The 20,936-nt window shown below is 46.0% G+C and carries 18 protein-coding genes and 1 pseudogene; 17 read left to right on the top strand and 2 right to left on the bottom strand.

Annotated features, from left to right (window positions below; genetic code table 11):
* Window positions 1–86: 86 nt before the first annotated feature.
* Entirely contained in the window at window positions 87–557 is a 471-nt protein-coding gene (locus tag M2134_RS06440) for a DUF456 domain-containing protein (RefSeq protein ID WP_280750466.1), read from the top strand.
* A 5-nt stretch (window positions 558–562) separates the two neighbouring features.
* Here the strand turns inward: M2134_RS06440 and M2134_RS06435 are convergent, their stop codons facing one another.
* On the bottom strand, window positions 563–1,675 hold the full coding sequence (locus M2134_RS06435) for a metallophosphoesterase (RefSeq protein WP_280750465.1): 1,113 nt from the start codon (window positions 1,673–1,675) through the stop codon (window positions 563–565).
* Between the two features lie 634 nt (window positions 1,676–2,309).
* On the opposite strand from M2134_RS06435, the gene M2134_RS06430 reads away from it, so the two are divergent.
* The 6 genes from M2134_RS06430 to M2134_RS06405 all read left to right on the top strand — a co-directional run bounded on the left by M2134_RS06430 (window position 2,310) and on the right by M2134_RS06405 (window position 7,767).
* The gene (locus tag M2134_RS06430; protein ID WP_280750604.1) at window positions 2,310–3,209 is read left to right on the top strand and encodes an RHS repeat-associated core domain-containing protein; all 900 of its coding nucleotides are present in this window, start codon (window positions 2,310–2,312) and stop codon (window positions 3,207–3,209) included.
* Window positions 3,210–3,787: 578 nt separating this feature from the next.
* Window positions 3,788–4,897, top strand: a complete 1,110-nt coding sequence (locus M2134_RS06425) for an RHS repeat-associated core domain-containing protein (RefSeq protein ID WP_280750464.1) — start codon at window positions 3,788–3,790, stop codon at window positions 4,895–4,897.
* A gap of 2 nt (window positions 4,898–4,899) precedes the next feature.
* A complete protein-coding gene (locus M2134_RS06420) occupies window positions 4,900–5,487 on the top strand; it encodes a hypothetical protein (RefSeq protein WP_280750463.1) in 588 nt (195 codons plus the stop codon).
* 32 nt (window positions 5,488–5,519) lie between these two features.
* Window positions 5,520–6,620 carry a M91 family zinc metallopeptidase gene (locus tag M2134_RS06415; protein WP_280750462.1) on the top strand — a complete coding sequence of 367 codons (1,101 nt, stop codon included), beginning with the start codon at window positions 5,520–5,522 and terminating at the stop codon, window positions 6,618–6,620.
* A gap of 14 nt (window positions 6,621–6,634) precedes the next feature.
* Complete coding sequence (locus tag M2134_RS06410) at window positions 6,635–7,177, top strand: hypothetical protein (protein ID WP_280750461.1); 543 nt, start codon at window positions 6,635–6,637, stop codon at window positions 7,175–7,177.
* 20 nt (window positions 7,178–7,197) lie between these two features.
* A complete protein-coding gene (locus M2134_RS06405) occupies window positions 7,198–7,767 on the top strand; it encodes an RHS repeat-associated core domain-containing protein (protein ID WP_280750460.1) in 570 nt (189 codons plus the stop codon).
* Here M2134_RS06405 and M2134_RS06400 read toward each other — a convergent pair.
* Window positions 7,743–8,174, bottom strand: a complete 432-nt coding sequence (locus tag M2134_RS06400; protein ID WP_280750459.1) for a DUF6078 family protein — start codon at window positions 8,172–8,174, stop codon at window positions 7,743–7,745. The two genes, M2134_RS06405 and M2134_RS06400, sit on opposite strands and share 25 nt — an antisense overlap.
* 78 nt (window positions 8,175–8,252) lie before the next feature.
* Between M2134_RS06400 and M2134_RS06395 the strand changes: the two genes are divergently transcribed.
* From M2134_RS06395 to M2134_RS06355, 10 genes and pseudogenes are all read left to right on the top strand, one after another.
* Window positions 8,253–9,485, top strand: coding sequence for a Cof-type HAD-IIB family hydrolase (locus M2134_RS06395; RefSeq protein WP_280750458.1), 1,233 nt, complete (start codon window positions 8,253–8,255; stop codon window positions 9,483–9,485).
* Between the two features lie 3 nt (window positions 9,486–9,488).
* Entirely contained in the window at window positions 9,489–10,556 is a 1,068-nt protein-coding gene (locus tag M2134_RS06390; RefSeq protein ID WP_280750457.1) for an isochorismate synthase, read from the top strand.
* A 118-nt stretch (window positions 10,557–10,674) separates the two neighbouring features.
* Window positions 10,675–12,345: a 2-succinyl-5-enolpyruvyl-6-hydroxy-3-cyclohexene-1-carboxylic-acid synthase gene (menD, locus tag M2134_RS06385; protein WP_280750456.1), complete on the top strand. Its 1,671-nt coding sequence runs from the start codon at window positions 10,675–10,677 to the stop codon at window positions 12,343–12,345.
* 3 nt (window positions 12,346–12,348) lie between these two features.
* Window positions 12,349–13,167, top strand: coding sequence for a 1,4-dihydroxy-2-naphthoyl-CoA synthase (gene menB, locus M2134_RS06380; protein ID WP_280750455.1), 819 nt, complete (start codon window positions 12,349–12,351; stop codon window positions 13,165–13,167).
* A 9-nt stretch (window positions 13,168–13,176) separates the two neighbouring features.
* Window positions 13,177–14,199: pseudogene (locus M2134_RS15775) on the top strand (o-succinylbenzoate synthase); the annotation flags it as partial.
* A gap of 120 nt (window positions 14,200–14,319) precedes the next feature.
* Window positions 14,320–15,312: an AMP-binding protein gene (locus M2134_RS15770; RefSeq protein WP_348525035.1), complete on the top strand. Its 993-nt coding sequence runs from the start codon at window positions 14,320–14,322 to the stop codon at window positions 15,310–15,312.
* A 19-nt stretch (window positions 15,313–15,331) separates the two neighbouring features.
* Window positions 15,332–17,299, top strand: coding sequence for a DUF3857 domain-containing protein (locus M2134_RS06370; RefSeq protein ID WP_280750453.1), 1,968 nt, complete (start codon window positions 15,332–15,334; stop codon window positions 17,297–17,299).
* Between the two features lie 20 nt (window positions 17,300–17,319).
* Complete coding sequence (locus M2134_RS06365) at window positions 17,320–18,912, top strand: DUF3857 domain-containing protein (RefSeq protein WP_280750452.1); 1,593 nt, start codon at window positions 17,320–17,322, stop codon at window positions 18,910–18,912.
* A gap of 132 nt (window positions 18,913–19,044) precedes the next feature.
* Window positions 19,045–19,914, top strand: coding sequence for a lysophospholipid acyltransferase family protein (locus M2134_RS06360; RefSeq protein WP_280750451.1), 870 nt, complete (start codon window positions 19,045–19,047; stop codon window positions 19,912–19,914).
* 429 nt (window positions 19,915–20,343) lie between these two features.
* Window positions 20,344–20,922, top strand: coding sequence for a nucleotide exchange factor GrpE (locus M2134_RS06355; protein WP_280750450.1), 579 nt, complete (start codon window positions 20,344–20,346; stop codon window positions 20,920–20,922).
* Window positions 20,923–20,936 lie beyond the last annotated feature (14 nt).

Here is a 20,936-nt window from a genome sequence, read left to right as displayed (position 1 = left end):
AAGTGGGGACAAAGATACGAAAATAAGTAGTTGTAATCTTCAAGCCGGCTTGACTCTGTGTTCAGCTTTCTTACTATATTTGCAATATGGGAAGTATTCTTTTGATCATATTGGCGTTTTTATGCGTGATTATAGGGTTGGCCGGTTCTATTCTACCCGCCTTGCCCGGTCCACCGGTGGCTTACGTGGCGCTTTGGCTGGCGAAGTGGAGCGGCTATCAGGACTATTCCTCCTCTTTTCTGATATGGACGGCTGTGGCGATGATTGTCATCACGGTGATCGACAATGTGCTTCCGCCTTATATCACCAGCAAATCAGGCGGCTCGCGTTACGCGACGATCGGATCCATCATCGGGATGCTGGCGGGTATTTTCTTTTCGGCCATCGGCATGCTGTTGGGGATGCTCTTGGGCGCCTTTATCGGCGAACTTCTGTTTGCCCGGAATGGGGCAGACAAAGCGTTTAAAGCAGCGTTGGGCGCCTTTGCCGGATTCCTATTTGGCACCGGCCTCAAATTATTATATTGCTTCTATATCCTTTACGCGATTATCTTCTGATCCGGTTATTCTTCTCCAACCAGGGTGATCACCACATATTCCGATTGCGATCCCAGGCGGAACTTGCCACCCCAAATACCTAAGCCGGAGCTTATATAATAATGGGTATTGCCTTTTTGCAGGTAGCCATGATCTTTCTCGAAGATGGCTTGGGTAACCAGTGTGGCCGGCCAGACCTGTCCGCCGTGTGTATGCCCGGATATCTGCAGGTCGATCCCGCTCTCCTCCGCTTCCTCCAGGTGGTAGGGTTGATGATCGAGCAATAGGATCGGCTTGGTGTTGTCCAATGAAGCCACCAGTTCGCGAAGCGGTTTGCGCGACCCGTTACTGCGGTCGTCACGCCCCACGACATAGAAGCGATCGGCCACCAGGGCTACCGAGTCGTCTAATACCGTGACGCCTGCCTTTTGCAAAAAGCTCATCGCCTTCTCTTTGCCGGCGATGTATTCATGATTGCCGGGAATCGCATAGATGCCGTAATTACTCTTTATCCGGCTGAACACCTCGCCCATATTTTCTTTGTAGAGCGGCGTTACATTATTATCCGTAATATCTCCGGCAATCAATACGATATCCGGATTTTCGCGGTTGATCAGTTCCGTCCAGCCTTCGAACTCATTCTTGCCAATGCCATAGCCCAGGTGTAGGTCGCTCACGGCCACAATCTTCAAGGAATTCCCGGCTAACAGCTCTTTCTTGACAGGAAGGGTTAATTCCACCCTTGTTTTGTGGGTATAACGATAATAGCCGATCGACAGGATCACAGCCATCACACAGGCCACGCCGCCCAGTCCCGCCCAACTGTTATACAGGATCCGGTCGACCGGAAGAATATGCGTTACCCGCAGTATATCCAACACCAGGAACAACATAAACAGGTAAAGCAGCGCAATCAGCCAGGAGGTGCCAACCTTATACATAAAAGCCGAGAGCGAAACCGGAAACGCGCCGCCGACCCCCATGCTTATAAACGGACAAAGAAACAGGAAAAGCCCCACCAGGATCAGAATGATCCGCCCCACCAGACTCGGTGGCATCATCTGCCATATGCGGTAATACACATAGGCATACCCTCCGCATACCACGGAAAGCATCATCAGTATTGGAAATATTCTCATAATCGTGCATTGAATTGGAACGCAAAACTATGGAAAATAAAAATAAAATCCTTCCCCTCCCTATCGTTTTATACGTTTTGTACCAATAAAAGGTATTAATTGACGAAGGCTTTCCCCGAACGAATCAACCGCTGTTTTTTATTCTCACCCGCATGAGAATTTTTTCTCACGCGGGTGAGAATTTTTTTTGCGGCTTTTTCAGGGGGTGAGAAAAAGGGGGCGAGGCAGCGGTCTAAGCTGCTCGGGATGGTGTTGTGTCCCGTGATTTTTTGCTGATACGCTTCAACTACAAAAACAGCCTGGATCAGGGAAAACCTATTAAAGTGTTTTGTTGTTTGCGTCGAAGACGCATCACGTTGATAAACCCCATGTGAAGCATTTTTTGCGGAACATGGGGCGAGAACAGAACTCCTTCCTCGGCCTCGATGAGGTCGGACCAAAACGCAAAACGAGAGAGTCTCACCTCTTCGAGGTCGAGGGGATACTCATTGCAGTACCCCATGTTTCGCTTCACATAGGGTTTATCAACGTGATGCGTCTTCGATGCCGGGGGGTTCTAAAATTTTGATGACTTGTTCCTGCGTCAAGTAATGGTTGAAATTTTGTCATATGCTTAGACAATGCTTTGAAAAGAGTGTATGTAGGCAGCGGTTATATTGAAAATAATGTGTATCATTGCTACCTGAAAGACTACTTGGGTAATACACGCATGGTCGCGACTCCGACGGATTCGATGTATCAATGGTTGAGTTACTATCCTTTCGGAATGCTCTATGGCGATAGAGGCGACCAGGGTCGTCAGCAGATGAAGTATGGCGGCAAGGAGTTTGATGATAAGCATGGGTTGTACCTGTATGACTTCGAGGCGCGTTATTACGATCCCGCCTTAGGCGGCTTCCTGACCATGGATCCGCTGGCGGAGAAGTATTACAGTACGAGTCCGTATGCGTATTGCGCAAATAACCCGATGAATGCAATAGATCCAGATGGTAAGAAAATTGTTTATATAACAAGGAATTCAAAAAATGAAATAAAGCAACAGTACACTTTTAAAAACGGGTATTTTGTTGATGATAGTGGAAAAAAGTTTACTTCTGATGATACTGCAAATAAATTAGCTCAAGTATATAGGAAAATACTTGACTCAGACAACAAAGAGCTTATTCATAAACTTAGGACTATTGACAGAAGTAAAAATACGCATTACATAGAAAAAGGAATTACCGGAGGTGGAAGTAAAGTATACCCTCTTGGTACAAGTGAACAATTCAAAAAAGGAGAACCAATTGGAACAGCGTTACATCTTGATATATCATTGGAGAACAAGAGGGATTTTGAATTGGCTAAAGGGATCAAAAGTAGTGATATGTCTACTGTTGTTCATGAGTTGCAGCATCAATATGATTATGATATAGGAAATATGATGGATAATACTGGCAAAAGCAGTAGTGAGAATCCGTCTGAAATTCGAGCTGTTGAATTAGAAAATATAGCTCGAGCATTAGAAGAACTAGATTTAAGAAAGAAATATTAAATATCAATATAGTCATGAGAATAAGTATGTTTCTTCTCTTATGCGTCCTGTTATTAACAGGAGGATGTAGGAACAATGACTGTAGGCATGAGAAAATAATAGAATCGCTTTCTAATGAGCCTCTGGACCTAGAATATCCGTCGCGTTATGAAGGATTGCATCTCTTTATTTGTTGTGAAGATGAGAATGAGAAAAAAATAACATTCCCTCGTATTATAAAAAAAGAATATTTGGAGAATAAGTATAATATGAACTATAAAACTTACTTGCGAAAAGTACTTAAAGAGAGTATGTGTATACATATCCCGGATAGTTGTTTCAGACTTGATGCAGTTATAAGTGATAATTATGACAGGATGAATTTTGATACTTTTTTTTCATTGTATTGTTATGAAAATGGAAATGTGTTTAGAATATCTCAGGGACTAAATGAAAATGAAATATTTACTATATTATACTATTTATTTATAAATGAATACTATTCGTTTTGGGATGATTATATAGGCGTTTATTCTATACGGAAATTGGGGAATTAAAAGCTTTTTCCAAAATGCTCCCCGAACTTTTCCATCTCTCCGGTGATCGGTTCGGCTATCAACACCTCTTCATTGACCCAAACCGAGACGACGGATTATGTGGGGAATGTGGAATATGTGAATAATGCCCTGAAAAGGGTGTATGTCGGTACCGGATATATCGAAAATAATGTGTATCATTGCTACCTGAAAGATTACCTGGGTAATACACGCATGGTCGCGACTCCGACGGATTCGATGTATCAATGGTTGAGTTACTATCCTTTCGGAATGCTCTATGGCGATAGAGGCGACCAGGGTCGTCAGCAGATGAAGTATGGCGGCAAGGAGTTTGATGATAAGCATGGCTTAAACCTGTACGACTTTGAGGCGCGTTACTACGATCCCGCCTTAGGCGGTTTCCTGACCATGGATCCGCTGGCGGAGAAGTATTATTCGACCTCTCCATATGCGTATTGTTTGAATAATCCGATGCGGTATGTGGATCCGACGGGGATGTTTGTAGATGACTACCGATTGCAACAGAATGGAATGATCGAACTTTTGGAACGAACGAAGGATGACTTTGATAGGTTGTTTGTTGATAATAAGCCTGAAATAGACCCGCTTATTGTGAAAGATAAGTCAATCTTATCTGACTTAACCTTGGATAGGACGGATTATAAAGGGAGATATGCGATAAGTGGCAATAAAGATGAAATGTTTAAAGTCTTCCATTATGGAGCAATGCATTCCGATGTGGAGTTTCGGATAGATGGATATAGAACTGGATCAGGGGTAAATGAGTATTTTGTTGGGACTTCAGGTAGTGAAGAGTCGTCTGCCCCTTCGTTGAATATGGATCGCTTTAATAAATATGATATGGTTTTTAATATGCATTCTCATCCTGGAGATAAGAGCTGGGTTGGCACAAAAGGGGCATCTAGTGGGGATACATATAATGTTAGAGAAAGATATCAAAATTATAGAAACACAGGAATGACGCATCCGGATCAATGGTTTAAAACAGATGGCAGAAATACAGTATTTCCAAAACATTATGTGTTTCATAAACAAAGCTCTACTTTGTACCATTATACACCATGGCAGAGCAATGTTTTTATTCGAAAAATCAACAGTCCAAAAGGACTTTACAGAAACTTAGGGTTTTAACCATGAAATATCTTTCATTTTTTATCGGATTAGTTCTAATTTCTACGGTAGTATCCTGTAAGAAGAACACTTCTAGTAAGCCTGAAAAAATAACAGAGATAGAGGCGGTTACTCATGCTGACGAAATGGAGGATTCTTTATCTCCTGCATTATATTCAGCCATTAAAAGTACGATATGTTTATACGATAGTGTCTATCATAACAAAAGATTCTATTCTTTTGGGAAAGAGTATGCAAATATTATCAAAGTTGTTTTTACTAAGAGAGAAGATGATTGCTATGTCACAATAATAGATTGCTTATATTATCAAACATATTTGTTGAATGGATATATACTTTACCAAAAGTATATGATTGTGTTTGATGAATATGACCCGGTAGAACATGAGTTGTATATAAAAGCATCCGGTTATGACAATGCATGTAATTGTAATCTTGTAAATATAGAAAAGCTAAGGCGTGATACTCCGCCTCAAGAATTCCATGATGAAAACTCTGAATTTGTAAATTATGACTTTGATGGTATAGGAAGAAGATATAAAATCCATAGTAGAGATAGCCTGGAGCTTGTTTTTGAAGGATTTATATAAACAAATGGAACCCGAACTATTCTACCTCTCCGGTGATCGGTTCGGCTATCAACACCTCATCCTTGACCCAAACCGAGACGACGGATTATGTAGGGAATGTGGAATATGTGAATAATGCCTTGAAAAGGGTGTATGTCGGTACCGGATATATCGAAAATAATGTGTATCATTGCTACCTGAAAGATTACCTGGGTAATACACGATTGGTAGTAACTCCTACGGATAATTATTATCAATGGTTGAATTACTACCCTTTCGGGATGCTCTATGGCGATAGAGGCGACCAGGGTCGTCAGCAGATGAAGTATGGCGGCAAGGAGTTTGAAGATAAGCATGGGTTGTACCTGTATGACTTCGAGGCGCGTTACTACGATCCCGCCTTAGGCGGCTTCCTGACCATGGATCCGCTGGCGGAGAAGTATTACAGTACGAGTCCGTATGCGTATTGTGCGAATAACCCGATGCGGTATGTGGATTTACATGGAGATAGTATCACAACTAAAGTAACATCAATGATTGATGGGAAGGCCATAAATACAAGTTATTATTATGGGCAAGATCGTACTGGGAGTTATGGATTCTTAGATGGTGGTGGAAATAGATACTCTGGAAATGAACTGTTTGTTGACGAATTGACATCCGCTTTAAACAAATTAAGAAGCGGAACAAATGGGGAAGCTTTGGTGAATGAGTTGATGAACTCAACAAAAAATGTACAAATTGTACAAGGCAAAAATACAGCGGATCTTAAAGGTAATTATATAAAATGGGATCCTTACTCTACTACAGGAGGTCCGGATCAAGCAGGAGACACAAAAAGACCCAGTTATATAGGTTTGGGTCATGAAATGGCTCACATACAGGATGTATGGAATGGCAGCATTGGTCGTAATACTTGGGTTACGGTTACAGGTGTTGATGGCAAACCAGTAGATATTCCTAATGCGGAAAAATATGCTACTCACATAGAGAATCAACTAAGATCAGAACATAGGATACCTTTGAGGACCCACTATAGTCCAAGAGTTCATTCCACAAGAATACTTCGTTCAGGCACGAACCAGAGTCTTTTTTATAAAAAAAGAGTAACAATTGGAGGAGTCTCTATACAAACAACCCCATATATTTATTAGCTATGAAAACAAGAATGATAACACTATTAGGATTTCTATTTCTGTTTTCAGGACACTTGTCAGGGCAAAACTGGAATAAAATTTCAAGAGAAATAAAAAAGAAACACTTAAGTTCTTTATCTTCAACTTATCTATTATGTCACTATAATTTAAGGCAAAAATCAAAGTGTTTCGAACAACTGCACGTTGAAACAAGCGACACGATTTTTATATTAGAAGACTCTAACGATTATAGTGAACCTACTATAACATTAACTTTATGGAATCGATCAGATACATTAACATACACTTCAGGCAACTGTTATTACAATGCTAAAAATGGAGGAAAAATTCCTATAAAGCAAGACAAACCTGGGTTTACTAAACATATGATGAAGCTGGTATCTGATTGGAATATAGATGAAATTAGAATAGAAGATGAAAAAAACGGAGGCAGCCTTCCTCAATATTGGGTTGTTGCTACTCGAATTATTTTGAATGAAAAAAAATATAAAATTGATTGTCTATATTTTAGATATTTCTTTAACATCGAAAGAGATGGTATGGACTTTAAATAGTAAACTATTCCACCTCTCCGGTGATTGGTTCGGCTATCAACACCTCATCCTTGACCCAAACTGAGACGACGGATTATGTGGGGAATGTGGAATATGTGAATAATGCCTTGAAAAGGGTGTATGTCGGTACCGGATATATCGAAAATAATGTGTATCATTGCTACCTGAAAGACTACCTGGGTAATACGCGATTGGTAGTAACTCCTACGGATAATTATTATCAATGGTTGAATTACTACCCTTTCGGGATGCTCTATGGCGATAGAGGCGACCAGGGTCGTCAGCAGATGAAGTATGGCGGCAAGGAGTTTGAAGATAAGCATGGGTTGTACCTGTACGACTTCGAGGCGCGTTATTACGATCCCGCCTTAGGCGGTTTCCTGACCATGGATCCGCTGGCGGAGAAGTATTATTCCACCTCTCCGGTGATCGGTTCAACTATAAAAACTGTCCGGATCAGGGAAAGCCTGTTTATACGTGTTTCGTCGTTTGCGTCGAAGACGCATCACGTTGATAAACCCCATGTGAAGCATAGTGAAACATGGGGTTTATCAACGCTGGTAGCTTACCAATCGTATTGTTCGACGTAGGTGTCGAAGACAAGGTTTTCTTGCAGTCCTTCGTTTTGGAAAACTTGTTGGATAAAGGCTTGCTCTTCCGGTCGGATAAGACGTTCCCTGTTTCGGATACGATAGTACATGCTTCGTCCAAAGTGCTCATACAGGATCTTACGTATCTGAGTAGCCTCTTTACGGGGGAGGGTGCTGAGGGCGTTATTAAAGCCCAAGGCAAATCGAGTCAGTTGATCGGCTTGCCAAAAGGGACACTCTTCGCGGGTTTGCATATAAACCGGGTTGACCACTAAAAATGAGATTGTTTCCGAATTCGCCTGAAGCGCCGTCTGAAAGCGCAAGCAATCACCGGAACGCGGACATTGATCATTTAAACACTGAAGATAGTCGACGGGAACGTCGTTGTAATTGAAGTTTTCTTTCATTTTTCACAGTTTAGTTGTTTCTTCGCTCAAAGATAGATAAATTAATCACTATATTTGTGGCAATAAGACCAGAAAATTATGAAGTATAAGCTATTAGTTTTAGACGTCGACGGAACTTTACTTAACGACCAAAAAGAAATATCCAAAGGCACAAAAGCTGCTTTGCTGAAAGTTCAACAGATGGGGCTGCGCATTGTCTTGGCTTCCGGCCGACCTACGCATGGTGTGCTTCCGCTTGCGCAAGAGTTGGAACTCGATCATTATGGTGGATATGTTATGTCGTATAATGGCGGGCAGATCTTTAACGCGCAAAGTGGTGAACGTTTGTTTGAGAAACGTATCGATGCTCAATGGATCTCTTACTTGGAGAGAAAAGCTGTCAAGAACGGATTTCCTATATTTACCTATCAAAAGGACCGTATTATCACGAACAGCCCTGATAATGCCCATGTGCAGGAAGAGGCTCGCCTGAACCATATGGAGGTGGTGGGTGTCTCTAATTTCAGTGAAGCGATCGACTTCAAACCCTGTAAGGTGATGTTGGTGAGCGATGACGCGAGTGCCTTAGCCGGGTTGGAGACCCATTGGCGGAAACGCCTGAGTGGCTCCCTCGATGTGTTCCCCTCCGAGACCTATTACCTGGAGGTGGTGCCCGAAGGGATTAATAAAGGCAATACGCTGGCTTTCCTGTTGGACAGGCTGAACATAACAAAAGAGCAGGTCATCGCGTTGGGCGATGGCGTATGCGATATCCCGATGCTTCAGCTGGCCGGTATGGGCATTGCGATGGGCAATGCGATGGATGTGGTCAAGAGTTGTGCCGACAATATCACCCTCTCGAACGAAGAAGACGGCGTGGCGGCGGCTTTGGAAAAGGCGGTTATCGCGGAGCTGCGGGCGACCTCCATTCCGCTGGATGAGCTGAATGCCCGCGCCCGGCATGCGCTTATGGGGAATCTGGGTATTCAATACACCTATGCGTCGCAGGAAAGGATCGAGGCGACCATGCCGGTCGATGTGCGTACCCGTCAGCCTTTTGGCATCTTGCACGGGGGAGCCACTCTGGCATTGGCCGAAACGGTGGCCGGACTGGGGTCGATGATCTTATGCAAACCGGATGAGATCATTGTCGGGATGCAGGTGAGCGGCAACCATCTCTCGTCGGCACATGAGGGTGATACGGTACGTGCCGTCGGTACGATCATTCACAAAGGACGTTCGTCGCATGTGTGGAATGTCGATGTGTTCACCTCGACCGATAAACTGGTATCGTCAATCAGAGTAGTTAATAGTGTATTAAAGAAAAAATAGATTATGGAACATGTTTATGCTGCCATTGATACGGCAATCCACGACAATAGAAGTTTCGTCGTATACCGTCTGCCAAATGACAATAAACTGCGTTTTGTTTCTGCAATAACGGAAGATGCGGTGCAAACTTTCTATGATTTCAGTGAATTAAATGGACAGGAGGGGTTTGTGATAGCCCCTTTCGGTATCTCCCGTGAGTGTCCGATCATATGCATCCAGGCGAAGGAGATCACCTGGGAGTATCCGGAGGAGTCGCCTTTTGATTTCTCAAATGAAGAGCCTTCACCTTTGGCTCAGATCACGCCTCGTTATAAGAAGCGGTTTCATAAGTTTATGGCTGCACTGACAGAATGGGGCATGCAGAAGATTGTGTTTTCGCGCCAGCTGAAGATGGAACGACCGGATATGTTCTCGCCTTCGGGGGCTTTTACGCGAGCCTGTTATCGTTATCCTGATGCCTATGTCTATCTGTTTCATACCCCGACAACAGGTACCTGGCTGGGCAGTACGCCTGAACTGTTGCTCGAAGGGGAGGGCGCTGATTGGAAGTCGGTAGCGCTAGCCGGTACGCAGCCCCTGGTAAATGGTGTCTTGCCAATGGTATGGAGCGAGAAAAACTACGAGGAACAGCGTATGGTCTCCAACTATATCTATGACCAGTTGCAGGCCGCCGGGATCGAGACAAAAGAGGAGGGGCCTTTTATCGTGCGTGCCGGTGAGGTATCTCACCTGAGTAGCACATTCCGTTTTTCGCTTCCTGATAATGAATACCTGGGCGATCTGCTTCGTTTGCTTCATCCTACGCCGGCGGTTTGTGGCCTGCCCAAAGAAGATGCTTATTGGTATATCTATGACCATGAAGGGTATCAACGCGAATACTATAGCGGATTTCTCGGATGGCTGTCGCCGGAAGGAAAGACGGCGCTCTATATGAATCTGCGCTGTATGCAGATCGGTTCTAAGATTCTGATGCTGTATGCCGGTAGTGGCCTTTTGCCCCATTCGACAGCAGACGACGAATGGCAGGAGACCGAGGCGAAGATGCAGACGATGAAGACGCTCTTACTATAATGGTTAATGGTTAATTATTAATGGTTAATTAAATAGATTGCCTGTGTGGGTAGTCGGATATAAGCTGTTGGTAATTAACAATTAATCATTAATAATTGACCATTAATAATTGACATACGTGTATACAAATAAGAAATCAATACTCCAGTTAGTTGGATTACTACAGGCGTATGAAGTAAAAAACATTGTGTTGTGTCCGGGCAGTCGAAATGCTCCCTTGGTGCATACGTTTGTGAATCATCCCTATTTCCAATGTCATTCGGTGACCGACGAGCGAAGCGCGAGCTTTTACGCGTTGGGGCTGGCCCTGCACGGTGGAAAACCGGCGGCTGTTGTGTGTACCTCGGGAACGGCTCTGTTGAATATGCATCCCGCTGTGGCGGAAGCCTATTACCAGCAGGTGCCTCTTGTGGTGATCTCGGCCGATCGTCCGATTCAATTTCTCGGACAGATGGAGGGACAAACCATTCCGCAAGCCCATGTCTTTGCCTCCCTGGTTAAGAAATCGGTCAACCTGCCCGAAGTGCGCACCGAAGAGGAGGAGGCTTTTTGCAACCGCCTTGTGAACGAAGCTCTGTTGGAACTGAACCACCGAGGGAAAGGGCCTGTGCATATCAATGTGCCTATCTCAGAACCTTTGTTTGAGTTTACGACTGAGAAGCTACCGGACGTACGCGTGATCACCCGCTACCAGGGATTGAATGTGTATGATAAGGACTATAACGAACTGGTCAATCGCCTGAACCGTTATAACCGCCGGATGATGCTGGTCGGACAGATGATGCTTATTTATCTGTTCGATAAAAAGATCAGTAAATTGATATATAAGCATTTTGCCTGGTTGACGGAGCATTTGAGCAACCGGACCATACCTGGCCTGGCTGTCAAAAACTTCGATACGCTTTTGTATCTGCTTTCGGAAGAGGAGAAGGAAAAGATGCGTCCCGAGCTGGTCATCACCTATGGCGGCCATATTGTGTCGAAACGCGTCAAGAAGTTCCTGCGCAATCATCCGCCGAAAGAGCATTGGCATGTGTCGGCCGACGGCGAAGTGGTCGATATGTTCGGCTCCTTAACGACGGTGATCGAGATGGATCCTTTCGAATTTATAGAGAAAATAGCTCCTTTGCTTGAAAACAAACCCTGTGCCTATCCGCAGGTGTGGGAGAATCTCTCCAAACAGATAAAAGCGCCCGAATTACCTTACTCGGCTATGACAGCGATCGGGTCGCTGATGCAGTCGATGCCCGAGGCGGCTTCGTTGCATCTGGGGAATAGCTCTACGGTGCGCTATGCGCAGCTTTTCGCGTTGCCGGAAACCGTTGAGGTGTGTTGCAACCGGGGGACTGCCGGTATCGATGGCTCGCTTTCGGCCGCGTTGGGGTATGCCTCCTCTTCGGATAAGATCAACTTCATCGTGTTGGGCGATTTGGGTTTCTTCTACGATATGAATGCGCTCTGGATGGGTCAGATACGGAATAATGTACGTATCCTATTGATTAATAACGGCGGAGGAGAGATCTTCCAGACCATTCCGGGATTCAATATGCCGGAAGAGACCCGGAACTATGTGACGGCTGTGCATACAACCTCTGCCAAAGGATGGGCGGAAGAGCGGGGATTCCGGTATGGCTCCGCGCGTAATGCCGAAGAGTTGGCCGAGGAGATGACCCGTTTTGCGACGGCTGAGGAGGCCGATCAGCCTATGTTCCTGGAGGTGTTTACAGATAAAGCGGAAGACGTCCGCTTATTGAAAGAATATTATCACGCATTAAAAGAAAACAAATAAAACATGGAAAGAAAATGGACGCCTATCAAGGCTTACGAAGATATACTCTTTGACTTTTATAACGGCATTGCCCGTATCACGATCAATCGTCCCCGTTACCGCAACGCCTTTACACCGACTACCACTGGCGAGATGAGCGATGCCTTGCGTATCTGCCGGGAGAATGCGGATATCTGTGTGGTGGTATTGACCGGAGCCGGTGACAAAGCCTTTTGTTCGGGCGGCGACCAGAATGTGAAAGGACGCGGTGGGTATATCGACAAAGAGGGTGTGCCGCGGCTGAGTGTGTTGGAGGTTCAAAAGCAGATCCGTTCGCTTCCGAAACCGGTGCTGGCGGCTGTCAATGGCTATGCGATTGGCGGAGGGCATGTATTGCATGTGGTGTGTGATCTCTCCATTGCTTCCGAGAATGCGATCTTCGGGCAGACAGGACCGCGCGTGGGTAGCTTCGATGCCGGATTTGGCTCCTCCTACCTGGCACGTGTCGTAGGTCAGAAGAAAGCACGCGAGATATGGTTTCTCTGTCGGCAGTATAATGCACAGGAGGCCTTGGATATGGGATTGGTCAATAAGGTTGTTCCTTTAGAGCAGTTGGAAGACGAGTATGTGCAATGGGCGGAGGAGATGATGCAACTGAGTCCGTTGGCGCTTCGTATGATCAAGGCGGGATTGAATGCCGAATTGGATGGACAAGCCGGTATTCAGGAGTTGGCGGGTGATGCCACCCTGCTCTATTACCTGACCGACGAAGCACAAGAGGGAAAACATGCCTTCCTGGAAAAGCGGAAACCGGACTTCAAGCAATATCCCAAGTTCCCCTAAAGAAAAGAGATGCCTCCTTCTACGTATCAATTATCCATTATCCATTCTCAATTAAACTTCCGTCGTCCTGCTGGAACCTCCCGGGGTGTGTACACCTCCCGCCGGGTTTGGTATGTTCTCCTGCAGGATAGGGAAGATCCGCGTCGGTGGGGGATAGGCGAATGTGCTCCGCTTCCTTCGTTGAGCATCGATGATGTGGCCGATTATGAATATGTTCTGGCGAAAGCCTGTCGGCAGATGGAAGAGGAGGGTGTTCCCCCGATAGATTCTCTTCGCGCATATCCTTCCATATTGATGGGGCTGGAGACGGCTCTGATGCATTACCAGGCAGGCGGCTTCGGCTTCTACCCGACACCTTTTGCGCAAGGGAAGGAGGGCATCCGCATAAACGGGCTTATCTGGATGGGCGATTACGATTATATGCAGTCGCAGATACGCCAGAAGATAGACGCCGGATATCAATGCATTAAGTTAAAGATCGGGGCGATCCGGTTTGAGGAAGAATTGGAATTGTTGCGCTTGATCCGCCGGCAGTTCTCTGCCCGTGAGATAGAGCTTCGGGTCGATGCCAACGGCGCCTTTTCGCCAACCGATGCGTTAGAGAAGTTAAAGCGGTTGTCAGAACTGGATATTCACTCCATTGAGCAGCCTATCCGTGCCGGTCAATGGGAGGAGATGGCGCGCTTGACGGAGGCGACACCCTTGCCGATTGCACTGGATGAGGAGTTGATCGGAAACTATACATACGAAAAGAAGGCGGAGTTGCTCTCGGCGATCCGTCCACATTATATTATTCTGAAACCATCTCTTCACGGAGGTTTCTCGGGATGTGAAGAGTGGATCGCCTTGGCGGAGAAACAACAGATCGGTTGGTGGGCTACATCGGCCTTGGAATCAAATATCGGATTGAATGCGATTGCACAATGGGCTGCGCGATGGGCTAACCCCATGCCTCAGGGATTGGGCACCGGATTATTGTTTGAAGAGAATATAGAGCTGCCTCTTACCATACAAAGAGATTGCCTTTGGTTTGATCCCCGAAATAAAAGCCTGCCTGAAACGCCTGAAGATATTGCTTTCCCTACAGATGGGAATTATTGTTTTCAACGCAAAAGACAAAAACTACATGCCCTGACACCTGTCGGGGAAGAGGTGAAGTCGTTCCTTCAAGAGTGGCAAAACGAAAATCCTCTGCTCCTTGTTCACACCTCGGGCTCTACCGGGACGCCTAAAGAATTATGGGTACGCAAAGACCGGATGATGCAAAGTGCCCGCATTACCTGCGCATTCCTCGGCTTAAAGAAAGGGGATGTGGCGCTCCATTGCCTGCCTATTTCCTATATCGCGGGTAAGATGATGTTGGTGCGCAGCCTGGTGGCCGGGCTCGCTTCGAAGTTTGTTTCCCCCTCTTCGCATCCGCTTCAGGAGGATATGGGAAGGATCGACTTTGTGGCTCTTACGCCAACACAGGTATATGAAACCTTGCAGGTGTCGGAAGAAAGAGAGAGGTTGAAGCAGATCAACTATGTTCTTATCGGTGGCGGTAGTCTTCCGCCGGAGATAGAGAGAGAATTAGTCGGATTTCCTAATGCGATCTATGCGACATACGGCATGACAGAGACCCTTTCGCATATCGCCTTGCGCCGTGTAAGCGGAGAGGAGGCTACGGACTGGTTTACGCCTTTCCCCTCTGTCAGGCTTTCGCTTTCCGAAGAGGGAACACTTGTTGTCGATGCCCCCTTGGTTACCGGCGAGCTGTTGGTGACCAATGATATAGCGGTTGTTCGGGAAGACGGAAGTTTCCGGATGCTGGGACGAAAAGACAATGTGATCAACTCGGGAGGTATAAAAATACAAATTGAAGAGCTGGAAACAGTGCTTCGTGCATTTATTTCTTTTAATTTTGTGATCACCTCCGTGCCCGACCCGAAATGGGGCGAAGCTGTCGTTCTCTTGATCGAAGGCGCTTGCCGGACAGAAGAGGTATATATACTATTAAAAGAGATGTGCGCAAAAGAAAAGATTCCGAAGTGGTATTGTCCCCAATATGTTTTCCGGGTGGAGAAGATTCCGCTGACAGAGAACGGGAAGAGAGACCGGAAGAATTGCCGCAGACTGGCTGAAGAAATAATAACACGATTATAAATCATAAAAACGTCAACCCATGAAAAAAACACTTTTCTCCCTGGCTCTTTGCTTTGGATTCCTGTTGTCGGCAACCGCGCAGGTTTTCGATGTGAACAAATTTCCGGGCAATCCGACACCTGATGTATTGGAAAAGTATGCCGGTTATGATTGCTTGGTCTTACTGGACAGCACCTCCGTTGAGGTGGAGGCTACCGGATCGGGTAGCTTCATTATCTATAAAAGTATGAAGATACAGACGCCTAAAGGGGCTGTGGCTAACCGTATCATCAAATATGATTACGACCCGTTGACGGCCTTTGCCGAGTTTCGCCATGTGACGATCTATCGGGCCAATGGCGATATCCTCAACCTGGATGTGACCCAAGCCTGCGATTATGCTGCGCCTGCCCGCTCTATTTACTGGGGCGCCCGCCAGATTATGATGGAGGTGGGACGCTTGGAACCGGGCGATATCGTGGAATATAAGATCCGGAAGAAAGGATTTACCTACGCGCTTTTGGCTGATGGCGGCGACGATGATGCCCGCTTTATCCCGCCGATGCGCGGACATTTCTACGATATTGTTCCTTTCTGGGTGGAGAATCCGACCCTGCGCAAGGTCTATTCGGTGACGCTGCCGAAAGAGAAAGAGATGCAATATGAGTTTTACCAGGGCGAAAGCCGTTCGTCTATCTATTTCAAAGAGGAGGGAAAGAAATATACCTTCCAGATGCAGGATGTACTTCCCTTCCGTTCGGAACCCAATATGGTGGATCTCTTTGATGCCGCTCCTAAGCTTTTCATGTCGTCTACGCCCAGTTGGGTAGACAAATCCCTGTGGTTTAATAAGGTGAATGAAGACTATGGCAGCTTCGACGCGCTTCCTGAAGCTCAGAAGAAGGTGAATGAACTTATCAAAGGCAAGAAGACCGATATGGAAAAGATCGCTGTCTTGACCCATTGGGTGGCTGATAATATTCGCTATTCCGGGATTTCGATGGGCGAAGGCGAAGGATTTACCCTGCATAATACGAAGATGAATTATACCGATCGCTGCGGTGTATGTAAGGATATTGCCGGTATGCTGATCTCTTTCCTGCGCATGGCCGGTTTTGAGGCCTATCCGGCCATGACCATGGCGGGCAGCCGGGTGGAGAAGATCCCGGCGGATCATTTTAACCACTGCGTGGCAGTCGTTAAGCTCTCCAACGGTACCTATATGCCGCTTGACCCAACCTGGGTGCCTTTCACCCGCGAACTATGGAGCAGTGCCGAACAACAACAAAACTACCTGCCGGGTGTTCCGGAAGGATCCGATCTGCAACTCACTCCTCTGTCGGATCCCGAAAATCACTATGTACGCATAAAAGCAGAGAATCGCATCGACGAAAAGGGACGTTTGCAGGGACAATTCACCATCACCGCCGAAGGACAGTCCGACCGTGCCATTCGCCGGATATTCACGACCGGATGGCAATCCGAATGGCAGGCCTCCCTCGAACGTGAACTGCTCAACGTCTCGCCGAAGGCCATCCTGAAGAAGGTCGATTATGGCAAAGCCCCGAAAGACTACCAGGCGGCTCCTATCCGTATCACCTTCACCTATGAAATACCCGACTATGCCGTTGCAACCGGTAATGAATTGTTATTCAAACCGATGGTTATGAACAACCTATACGATCAGGTAAAAACCTTTTTGCGCCTGGATACGAGTTTGGACAAACGCCAATACGGTTTCAAAGATGCCTGTTCCCGTTTAGTCGAAGTAGACGAAACGATCCGCTTGCCTAAAGGCTACCAGTTGGCTACCGACCCGAAACAGGGAAGCCTGCGAAGCGGTAGTGCCGACTTTATCGGATTCCTTCGTCAGGAAGGCAATCAGATTCGCTTGCGTTCGGAGATTGCCCTGAAGAAACGGGTCTATGAACCGGAAGACTGGGAAGGATTCCGCGAGGCGGTAGAGGCCTATAAGCAGTATGGAGACTATGTTATTGTCAGCAAATAATCTAAAACGGAAAGAATAGTATGAAAACGATATATAACGTGATATGTATTTTGTGCTTATCGGCTATCGCAGCCTATAGCCACGCGGCTTCCGAAGCCGAATACGGAAAAGTGGAAAAGTCATGGGTGTTGCATGCCGACGGTAGCCAGGAATATCGCTACACGATGGAATTGACCCTCTTCACCCATACCGCCATGAACAGCACCTACGGGGAGAGTTTCATCCTTTACAACCCGAAGTTTCAGGAATTGGAAATCCTGACATCCTATACCCGGCAGACAGACGGAACGATCATAAAGACGCCCGACAACGCCTTTGTGGAGGTGCTTCCCCGCAATGCGGCCGACGCACCGTTCTACAACCACCTGAAAGAGATGGTGGTGGTACATACCGGGCTGGAACTCGGTGCTACGATCTACCTGGAATATGTCTTGAAAACAAAGCCCGGCTATTTCGATGCGCTCGATATTTACGAACCGCTTCAGGAAACCTCTCCGGTTAAGAATTATACGGCGACTATTTCCGTTCCCGAGAATACACCCCTCCATCATCAACTTACCGGAACGACCGCTAAGACTACGGAGGTGATAACAGAGGGAACGAAGAGTGTTATCTATTCATTATATAACGTGCCGGCTACCTCCCGTGAGCCTTTCCAGATGCAAAACCGCGATAACGCACCGTTGCTTACCGCTTCTACCTATGCATCCATCGAAGAGGCCTTGTCGCTTCTCTCTAAAAAACTGAGTATAGGCCATAATATGGAAGCGGAAGCCTTTGCGGAATATACCGTCTACGACGAAACGGAAGATAAAGGAAAGGCGGCTTTGATCCAGAAACATATTGTTCAAAATATGGGAACCAGCCAGGTCGATTTGGAACAAACGGGCTATAAAACTCGTAACGCGAGTGTTGCCCTGCGTAGTGCCTATGGAACGGCGGCGGAAAAGGCAATATTGCTTGCTGTCATGTTGAACGCTGTGGAGATTCCCGCTGAAGTAGTGGCTGTTTATTCGGGCCATGTGGATCCTGTTGGGTTGAAGGGTATAAAGAATCTACTTGTTCAGGCAAAAATAGGTAAAGACGTTACCTATCTCTCTCCCGTAAGCCTGGCCGCCCCGACGGTTAAATCCCGTGGTGAATTGGATCAGATCTATACCCTTTCCGGTAAACAGGTCGAGGTGAAGGCCGCCCCGCTTGTTATCGCTGAGAAGAGAGAAATCAAACTAACTAAAGAGCAAAACAAGAACGGATATATTGTCTATATGCTTCCGGCCATTCCGCAGGGGATCGATGCCTGGGGGATGCGTACCTTAAACTCACAACGCAAAGAGGTGTTTGAGATTCCGTCATTATTGGAAGAGGAAATTGCCTATGAGATCACACTGGAAGAGGGCATCGAACTGAAAATCTCTACTCCTCGCAGTGTCACGTATGCGGCGGTAGGATCGTTCTCGCAGACCATCAGCCGGGAAGGCAATAAGGTGGTCGTTAAGCGTACGATCCGACTCGATAAGCAACAGTATTCGTCTGCCGAATATAAGTTGGTACGTGAACTTATCCAGGAATGGAATAACCCCTCCGGACGGACACTTTTGTTCTCTGTTATGTAAACAGGGATTAAAAAATCCTATTTTATCTTCTGAATTCTATCTTTTGTCTACTTTTCTGCATGGAATTGTAGACAAAAGATATCTTTGCGCTGTCGTTGCATATCGCAATGCCTCAGTAATACAATCAGGTACATGGGAAAAATAGTTGGATGGGTTCTGTATCAAAGTTTTTATATCAGCCTATATGTAGTCGGTCTATTGCCTATGCAGCTATTGTATAAGGTATCTTCTTTTTCTTCTTATTTTATGTTTCACGTTCTTTCGTACCGGAAGCGTGTTGTTACCCAGAATCTTTCGCGCTCATTTCCTGAGAAGAGCGAATCGGAAAGAGAGCGGATCGCCGTCGGGTTTTACCGGTGTTTTACGGATAATGTCGTAGAGATCGTCAAACTCTTCTCGATCGATCCGGAGAAGCAGGTCGAAAAGGTCTCTGTCACCGGTGCGGAACAGCTTGTTACCCAGTTGGAAAACAAAAAGCATGTGATTGTCTGTATGGGGCATTGTGCCAATTGGGAGATCCTGAACATATTGCCCTACCGGGGAGATATAAATATGTATGCTGTCTATAAGCCTTTGCGAAACAAGGCTGTCGATCGATTGTTCCTGACCCTGCGTTCCCGTTTTGGCTTGGGGCTCGTTCCGTCCAGGTCTATTGTCAAGCATTTTCTGACGAATAAGAACAATCCTTCGGTCTATTTTTTCATTGCCGATCAATGCCCGAAGGTGGTCGAAGAAAAGTATCGTCTGATGATGTTGAATCAGCAAACGAGTATGTTCTCCGGCGTTGAGAAACTGGCTCGTTCGACCGATGCTGCCGTGATGTATATGCACGTGACCCGCACCAGCCGGGGCAACTATGCCATCGACTATAAACTCATATCAACACAACCCAAACAAACCGAAGAGACCGAAATCATCCGCCATTACGCCTCGCTCCTGGAACAAAATATCCTGGAAAACCCCTCCGATTGGCTCTGGTCGCATAAGCGCTGGAAGCGATAAAAACAGCAAAATCCCAGCTGAGCGATTGATATTTTGCTTTACGCTTCGCTAAGCGATTTACAAATTGCTTTACGCTGCGCTAAGCGAAATATCATTTTGTCAAAATCGACCGAGAAATTTTCCGTAAACGCAGGGGTATTTTAAATTACCCGCAGGGGTAACACTTTTTAACGTATCATATTGTAAAGCAAAACCGGCTTTTTGCTATCAATTTGTCAATTGAGGGTTGCTTACCCAAAGGGGAGGCGGAAAGTGCACTTTTTGTCTCTTTCGGCATCAAATAGTATCCTCCTGTTCAATAGTTGGCAGTATATTTGCATATCTATTTATGAATAAGTCATGTTTTATAGGTGTGTTATCCCGGAATGTAGGGATTTCCATAGTGGCTATATTGTTGTGCGTCAATAAGAAACATAAAATATAAAAGGAATGAACAAGATGAATGAAGAGCAAAAAAACTTTCCGGAAGATGATCTTATCAATGGAAAAGTGACAAATCCGTCGGAAGAATCGTCTGCCTCGTCAGACGAAATGGGTGACAATACTGACAGCCTGGCTGACGGATGTGAGGCGTTGCAGAAAAAATATGACGATTTGAACGATTCGCATCTACGCTTGATGGCTGAGTTTGATAATTACCGCAAGCGTACGTTGCGCGAGAAAGCGGAATTGATTAAATCGGGTGGTGAAACGACATTGATCAACCTGTTGCCAATCATTGACGACTTTGAACGAGCCATGCAAAATATTCGCGTAGCTGAAGACGTGAAAGCGGTGAGCGAAGGAGTTGATTTGATTTACAATAAGTTTATGGGTTATCTGGCTCAACAGGGTGTGAAACCTATTGAGGCGATTGGAAAAACATTCGATACGGAGGCCTTTGAAGCAGTGGCTACGATTCCGGCTCCGGAAGAAGACTTGAAAGGGAAGGTGCTCGATTGTGTCCAGACCGGATACATACTGCACGAGAAGGTTATTCGCCATTCCAAGGTGGTTGTGGGTGAATGATAGGACAAGTGGTA

It is taken from the genome of Parabacteroides sp. PM6-13, from assembly GCF_029892605.1.
Taxonomy (GTDB): domain Bacteria; phylum Bacteroidota; class Bacteroidia; order Bacteroidales; family Tannerellaceae; genus QVMG01.
This window is presented reverse-complemented; position numbering and strand designations above follow the sequence as displayed.

Bases quoted from the DNA above. Each gene is read 5' to 3' on its own strand.
- M2134_RS06440 (WP_280750466.1), top strand. From the start codon at position 87: ATGGGAAGTATTCTTTTGATCATATTGGCGTTTTTATGCGTGATTATA.
- M2134_RS06370 (WP_280750453.1), top strand. From the start codon at position 15,332: ATGAAAAAAACACTTTTCTCCCTGGCTCTTTGCTTTGGATTCCTGTTG.
- M2134_RS06420 (WP_280750463.1), top strand. From the start codon at position 4,900: ATGAAATATCTTTCATTTTTTATCGGATTAGTTCTAATTTCTACGGTA.
- M2134_RS06435 (WP_280750465.1), bottom strand. From the start codon at position 1,675: ATGAGAATATTTCCAATACTGATGATGCTTTCCGTGGTATGCGGAGGG.
- M2134_RS06355 (WP_280750450.1), top strand. From the start codon at position 20,344: ATGAACAAGATGAATGAAGAGCAAAAAAACTTTCCGGAAGATGATCTT.
- menB (WP_280750455.1), top strand. From the start codon at position 12,349: ATGGAAAGAAAATGGACGCCTATCAAGGCTTACGAAGATATACTCTTT.
- M2134_RS06400 (WP_280750459.1), bottom strand. From the start codon at position 8,174: ATGAAAGAAAACTTCAATTACAACGACGTTCCCGTCGACTATCTTCAG.
- M2134_RS06395 (WP_280750458.1), top strand. From the start codon at position 8,253: ATGAAGTATAAGCTATTAGTTTTAGACGTCGACGGAACTTTACTTAAC.
- M2134_RS06365 (WP_280750452.1), top strand. From the start codon at position 17,320: ATGAAAACGATATATAACGTGATATGTATTTTGTGCTTATCGGCTATC.
- M2134_RS06360 (WP_280750451.1), top strand. From the start codon at position 19,045: ATGGGAAAAATAGTTGGATGGGTTCTGTATCAAAGTTTTTATATCAGC.
- M2134_RS06410 (WP_280750461.1), top strand. From the start codon at position 6,635: ATGATAACACTATTAGGATTTCTATTTCTGTTTTCAGGACACTTGTCA.
- M2134_RS06390 (WP_280750457.1), top strand. From the start codon at position 9,489: ATGGAACATGTTTATGCTGCCATTGATACGGCAATCCACGACAATAGA.